The organism is Enterobacter cloacae complex sp. SYL003 (assembly GCF_049236925.1).
Lineage (GTDB): Bacteria > Pseudomonadota > Gammaproteobacteria > Enterobacterales > Enterobacteriaceae > Enterobacter > Enterobacter intestinihominis.
The window spans coordinates 1-6,405 of sequence record NZ_JBMKJK010000039.1 but is presented as its reverse complement, the minus strand read 5'-3'; the positions used below and the strand labels follow the sequence as shown (position 1 = coordinate 6,405).

The 6,405-nt window shown below is 55.9% G+C and carries 7 protein-coding genes and 2 pseudogenes; all 9 read right to left on the bottom strand.

Going from position 1 to position 6,405, the window contains the following annotated elements; all coding sequences use genetic code 11:
- On the bottom strand, window positions 1-154 hold a 154-nt coding region (locus ACOT1A_RS24225; RefSeq protein WP_074146789.1), incomplete at its 3' end, for a DMT family transporter.
- Window positions 155-336: 182 nt separating this feature from the next.
- Window positions 337-1,377: pseudogene (ere(A), locus tag ACOT1A_RS24220) on the bottom strand (EreA family erythromycin esterase); the annotation flags it as partial.
- A gap of 86 nt (window positions 1,378-1,463) precedes the next feature.
- Window positions 1,464-1,871: a YybH family protein gene (locus ACOT1A_RS24215; protein ID WP_063613390.1), complete on the bottom strand. Its 408-nt coding sequence runs from the start codon at window positions 1,869-1,871 to the stop codon at window positions 1,464-1,466.
- Window positions 1,872-2,257: 386 nt separating this feature from the next.
- Window positions 2,258-2,671, bottom strand: coding sequence for an NAD(+)--rifampin ADP-ribosyltransferase (arr, locus tag ACOT1A_RS24210; protein WP_012695486.1), 414 nt, complete (start codon window positions 2,669-2,671; stop codon window positions 2,258-2,260).
- A gap of 127 nt (window positions 2,672-2,798) precedes the next feature.
- The gene (gene aac(3)-IIg / locus ACOT1A_RS24205; RefSeq protein WP_012695485.1) at window positions 2,799-3,608 is read right to left on the bottom strand and encodes an aminoglycoside N-acetyltransferase AAC(3)-IIg; all 810 of its coding nucleotides are present in this window, start codon (window positions 3,606-3,608) and stop codon (window positions 2,799-2,801) included.
- 241 nt (window positions 3,609-3,849) lie between these two features.
- Window positions 3,850-5,205 (bottom strand): IS1380-like element IS1247 family transposase, encoded by a 1,356-nt coding sequence (locus tag ACOT1A_RS24200; RefSeq protein ID WP_006473457.1) that lies wholly within the window; start codon window positions 5,203-5,205, stop codon window positions 3,850-3,852.
- 93 nt (window positions 5,206-5,298) lie between these two features.
- A pseudogene (locus ACOT1A_RS24195) lies at window positions 5,299-5,487 on the bottom strand (erythromycin esterase family protein); the annotation flags it as partial.
- 83 nt (window positions 5,488-5,570) lie between these two features.
- A complete protein-coding gene (locus ACOT1A_RS24190; protein WP_022646489.1) occupies window positions 5,571-5,696 on the bottom strand; it encodes a hypothetical protein in 126 nt (41 codons plus the stop codon).
- Entirely contained in the window at window positions 5,693-6,274 is a 582-nt protein-coding gene (gene aac(6')-IIc, locus ACOT1A_RS24185; protein WP_012695484.1) for an aminoglycoside N-acetyltransferase AAC(6')-IIc, read from the bottom strand. Before aac(6')-IIc ends, ACOT1A_RS24190 begins: the two co-directional genes overlap by 4 nt.
- Window positions 6,275-6,405 lie beyond the last annotated feature (131 nt).

Genomic DNA, 6,405 nt, shown 5'->3' with positions numbered 1-6,405 from the left:
TCAGAACCAGAGAAAGAAAATAAAATGCGATGCCATAACCGATTATGACAACGGCGGAAGGGGCAAGCTTAGTAAAGCCCTCGCTAGATTTTAATGCGGATGTTGCGATTACTTCGCCAACTATTGCGATAACAAGAAAAAGCCAGCCTTTCATGATATATCTCCCAATTTGTGTAGGGCTTATTATGCACGCTTAAAAATAATAAAAGCAGACTTGACCTGATAGTTTGGCTGTGAGCAATTATGTGCTTAGTGCATCTAACGCGCTGATCACCGGCGGTTGAAAACCGTCCGGTGGATTGGCAGGTTATGCTCCTTCATTTCATTTCTGGTTTCCTATAGGGCAACCAGGCTGTCCTTGCCGGCGCTGGGAACGCAGACGATGGCATCAAATGCCTCGCTCAAATTCGTTTCTACAGAGGCGCTTTGGGACCGCATTCGCTTTGCTTCCATGGGGTCATCTGTCAATGTCAGGCATGAATCCTCCTTACCACAGGCATCGATGACATACTGTTCCACACTATCCTCACGGATTGCATCGGCAGGCGTGGTCACAACAGAGAATCCAAGAGGACTGTCGGGCGATGGGAAATGCATTTCCGGCACGGTGAGTCCAAGATGGGTGAATGCAATCGCACGGTAATCCCCCTCCTCCCTCTCTGCGAGATGCTGTCCCATGGGAACAGCCGTAAGCTCGCCTGAAAAGGAAACTGGAGTTTTTTGTAAATGATTGTTGTGCGCCAGCAGAATTATCCTTACATCCGGATTCGCTCGAACCATTCCATCCACCACGCCCGCCATATACGAGTCACGTACGGAAGTATCTCCCTCAAGAGAGGTACCATCGAAGAAAGCTTTCATTACACGCAAGGTTTCCAACGTATACTCTATCGACTCTATTCGATCAGAGGCTTTTCGGAAAAAATCGCTGTTGACGTGATTTTTCAGGACAGGGGCAAGCGACGCCAAACGGAGCTTCAATCTGGTTACCCCTGAGATAGCTTTCTCCTGCTGAGCCGTTTCCAACTCCCCCCATTTTGCCGATGAAATAACCGCCGACTGGCCATCAATGGACGTCAACAACTGAGTCAGCGCATCAACGTGGGGTTTCATGAGGTGGTCGATGACCTGGATAATTTCGGCCAATTGCGCTAGGTCGTCCCTTGGATTCAAGGTGTTGGGTAAATCGATTCCGACTAACTGCAGTTTTCTTCCTGATTCGCGTAGATATGATTTAACCCAAATCAGCACTGAGCCATACAAAGAAAAGGTCAGGGTATCCGAAAATCGCTCAAGTTCATGAGCACCGGCTGTTGAGTTGAGCCATTCAGATAGCCGGGATGCCTGAATCGCCCCACATTCCAAACCAATCGCATTAAGCATGCTTCCTCCACAATGGAGAGGCCCAGTTACAGGACGTTGCATAACTGCCAGCCGCGACCATTGAGGTCGCGGCATTTCTCTCATGACCGCTTTTGGCGCAATCCGAGCGATCTACTCGGCAGCTGTCGGCCCTTGGGGTCTTGTTTAGGGAACTGGCTCAGATGTTCGTGAGTGATCTTCCAGACATTCGCTTCTCTACGAAGGATAGTTGTTCCTCGCCCACCGCCTTCCAGAGCGCTACCATTTAAAATTGCCCTCCACCGGAAGTGATAGGTGCATCCGGCACAATCTTTCGACTGGGCAACCCACTCCAGGTTTTCTAACCAATAATTTTCAAGAGGAAATTTTTTCCAGGTTTCCTCAAAGGCTTGCCGTATCTGCTTCAGTCCACAAAATGATCCGTCATTGAACCAGAATATCGCATTTGGTGAAATTAACGGCACCAACTGATCGAAGTCGTGCATATTAATCAGTTTGCTCGACTTCACGCGGGATCCAGAACCAGGCGACATAGAGGGCCCGTAGGAAGAGAATCGTCAGCGCCGTTCCCACGACGATGCCGCCCATCATTGCGTAGGCACGATTGCCAGCATGAACTGGCAAAGCGCCGAAGTGCTTGCCAGCCTGGACACGTTTAACCTGACCGAGAGGTACGGTTGCGATGCGGAGATCATATTTGTTAATTAACGCGCTTGCTTAATTAACAATGGCCACGGGATTCTACTCGGAATCCCTTCAAGGCGAGGGGCGAAAATCGGCCCCAGGCGGCGAGTGGGCTAAGCAATTTGTGGCATCCGCGACGCGAATAAAGACCAGTGCGGTCATCGGCTACAGTCGGTTCCATGCGCCATGATGGCACTGCCGGCAGGCGACGTTAATCGATGATCTCGGCACCTTCTGCGTTCAGACGCGCCAGGCCCTCCTTCATTTCCCGCAGCCGCTGGGCCGTGTGTGCTTGCCACTTCGTCACTTCAGCAATTACGCGCAATGGATCGCGGGAGCGATAAGACAGGGTCGGGTTACCCGGGAACTTCTTATCCGTCAGGTTCGGATCCTCCTCGATGGCGCCGGTCGGTTCGACGACATAAATTCGTTCCGTTCCGCTGCCACCCGCCAATTCGGCGCCCCAGATCGCCGCATCGAGCGTGCCTGTAAAATACACCCACGACAGGGATTTCGCGTCTGTGAAATTCGATCGATAACCGACGGCGATCAGATCACCGGGTGCAAGAGCGGCTTTGGTTCCATGGAAGAACGACTGGGCAAACATGGTTGCGGTAGCAGACATAGAGTCCCCCTTGATGTTAAGCGCTTCTGTTCACAGTGTCGCGGGGCCCGTATTTTCGGCGGGGCGCACCCTGGATACATAGTCGTTGATAGGGTGCGGGCGAGCATCCCGCATGCCATGCGTCGGATCAGGGCGAGCCAAAGTGCCGTTGAAGATAGTCGACACCGAACGAAACGATATCCCGCGCTTCGAACAAGTAGCAGTGCGCCTGACCGACCAAGCCCTCCCGATGGCGTCGCAGCTCCACATAGGCATTGGTAATTGTCTCGACGGCGTCCGGCTCTCCTTCGATAGCGAAACAATCGAGAATGCCGTTGGAGTCGAAATCCTCGGCGCGTTTCCATCTCACTCCGCCGTCCTCGCTGCGGATCGGCATTTCGTAGCTCACGCGTCGCTTGTTCGGGATGCGGGCAATGGCCTCGGCGTAGTGCAGGACGGTAACGGAATCGAGCGGGGCTCCGAGCAACAGAACCTTTCCGGCACGCTCGACGAAACGCTCCAGCGGCGATCCAGGTCCGAAAGCCTGCCCAAGTTCGTGAGGCCGCGTCAGAGTGCCGGCCAGAGGCCCTACCGCGACCATCGAGGCATCCGGGTGCGCGCTGCGCCGGGCGCCGGGTGTCTGGAGGAGGAACCGGTTGAGCAGGCCGAAGCCGCGATACGTGCCTGATATGGCTGGATCGAACGGCGGCCATCGGTGGCGCAGTTCCGCATCCATCCGTGCGCCATTGAGCGTTTCTTCGTAAGGCGACCGGTCCCACGAGGCGTATCCCATCAAGCTTCCAGTGGGGCCGACGGCATCGAGCAGGGCAGACACTATCGATGCTGCGCCTCCATCGACGGGGCCGATCGCCTTCAGCGATGCGTGAACCATGACGAGAGCGCCGGATTGGACACCCAGCCGTGAAAGGTCCGCCGCAATTGTTTCCCTTGTGTTCATTCCGCTGCCATCCTCTATATCCTGCATTCCCCAAGTGGCGTGTCGTTTGAGGTGAAGATAGCCTGTATCCGAGCGCTAGACAAGGATTTTCTGCCGCAAGCGGCACCTGCGGTCGCGCAGACTGCTGGATCTGGACGGATCAGACCGCGAAGCCGCTGTTTCCTTGCCCAGGGGCGGCGTTTTTCAGCGCAGCGGACAGATCTGTCCAGCCGCTTTCGTTCAGTTTGAGCGTGGATCGCGATCATGCGCATAGCGGTGGCGCTCGCAATCGGCGGATAGCGGCGAGGATGGCGCGTACCATCGTGCCGGTGACAGCGACCTCGGCCAGCTGGAAGGTGATGGTGCGGGCGTGACGGACCACACGTGCCCCGATCTTGATCAGCTTCAGTTGCAGGCTGGTCAACGACCAGTCGGCCATGGCCTCGGGCAGCTCGATGCAGCGCAAGAAGGTGGCCAGGTTGTACGCCAGGGCGTGCAGTTGCAGCCGCACCTCATTGTCGCGGAACTTCCGGCACGACAGCCGCGTCCAGCGAAAGGCGTATTTGCCCTCTTTGATGTGCTGCTCGGCGGTGCCGCGCTGGTTGTAGAACCGCACCACCCAGTCCGGCTCCATCGGCAGGTTGGTGACGATGAAGCCGACACGCGGGAACAGTTCGCCCGGATGCCATTCGATCTTGGCGATCACCCGGCGTTCCTTGTCCCAGGACGCCGCCTGATACTCGAATTCCTCGAAGAACCGCTTGACCTTGGTCAGTGACGGCCGCCCGACAGGGCGCGTTAGCCGATGCGCGATCTTGTCCTTGAGGACCGCGTTTGCGGGCAGCCGGATGGCGTAGAAGAACCGCGCTTCTTCCAATCGCTCATAGATCGCCGGGATCGCGTAGGCAGCATCGGCCCGGAAGAACCTGCCACCAAGGTCGCGCTCCGCGTAGCGCGCAATTACGGGGTCGAGAACATCACGCCAGCCATCGGCGCTGTGGACGTTGCCATGGCGCAGGGCGCAGCGTTCCAGCATCCCGAACTGGTTGAACAGAAAGTTGGGGTGATAGCAGCTACAGTCGAAATGGCCATTCCAGGCGGACCCTTCCTGGTCGCCATGGGTCGGGCTGACCGAGCTGTCCATGTCCAGAACGATGTACTTCAGCCCGTTACGGTCATGGAACCGGTCGATCCATTGCCCGTTCAGGTCGGCCAGCGCGGCACGGTTCCCGGCCAGAGCCAGCGTCTCGGTCTCGAACCGTCCCATCTGCGATGCCGAGGCCGCTTGTGCATCGACCGCTCTGCCGCCGACAACTTGGCGCATGACCGGATCGCAGGCGAGACGGTTGGCGTCGTTGACATCCTCGTATCCGGCCAGCCGCCCAAAGACTGATTGCCGGAACAGGCCGTCGAGCCGATGGACCGTGTTCTTGCCAGAGCGAGTATCGCGCAGCGCCGCTGACGCCAAATCGGACAACCCGAGCGCGTCATCAAGCTCGCGCATCACCAGAAGGCCGCCGTCGGAACTGAGCTGCGTGCCGCGAAATTCCAGCCGCACGCGAGGGTCGAAATCCACCCGATCTGCCCGTTGCAAGCCCGCACCCTCTGGGTGATCCATGAAACGCGCCCCTCGCAGCCTTCAACACCATGTTTTATATAGGAAATATAATGGTCAGGACAGCGAAATCAGCGCCTTACTTGGGAAATGTGGGTTAAAATCATGCCTCTCGACAAAATAGCGAATAAGACTAGCTCTAGCCAGTGAGAACTCCGCGACAAAGTGAGCACCCTCGCCAATGCCGACAATTCGGGCGCCCTCAACTACGGGATTAAGAATCTCAAACTCATTGAACTCCAGCTTTTGAGGCTGTAAAAGTGTTCTGGTCGTTCTCCATGTCATTTTTTTATCCTTTTGCGTTTATTGCTGAAATCGTCATACTTTCGCTTCGCCAATAACCAGGCTCACAGAGCATAACGCCCCAGTTAACCGACATCAACGTGCGCAGCACGTTGATGTCCGGTTGAACGCCCGGTTAGGCTGACGACAGATGCGAAGGCAGATGAGAACACGCCGAGATACCAGTTGGTAGAGATGGTGCAGCCATTCATGACCACTTCCCCTTGATTTTGAAGCTTTGAACAGTGCGCAGGCTTTCGAACGCCTGGCGTGTTTGGACCATGTACACCGCAGGGCCGTCAGGTGTGAGGATGTTTTTTTCTTGAACGAACCCGGCCTTCTCGTAGCAGCGAATGGCGCGATGGTTGCTAGGAGATGGATCGGTTTGGATTTTCGTTACGGCCGGGTCGCTAAACAGGAGTTCAACGAGCGAGCGTACGAGCTTTGTACCCAACCCCTTGTTTAACTGTGATGGATTAGCCAAAGACTGGTCAATCCCGCGGACCCCTGGATCAGTTTCGTCTTCCCACCATCCATCGCCACTTCCAAGTGCGATGTAGGATTGGGCGTAGCCGATGGGTTCGTCATCTAGCATTGCGATGTAAGGCACTACAGCTTGCTTTGCCAGAACTTCGGGCGAATAGTGTTCTAAGACTTCGTCAAGAGTTGGGCGTTCATCCTCGCCGCCCCACCACTCGACTATGTGGGGGCGGTTCAGCCAAGCATGGAGCATTGGCAGATCGTTCTCGGCCATGACTCGTAGAACTATTGCGGCATTGTTGGCGGACATGAGATGTTGATTCCGTGCGGGCCTAACTTTGTTTTAGGGCGACTGCCCTGCTGCGTAACATCGTTGCTGCTCCATAACATCAAACATCGACCCACGGCGTAACGCGCTTGCTGCTTGGATGCCCGAGGCAT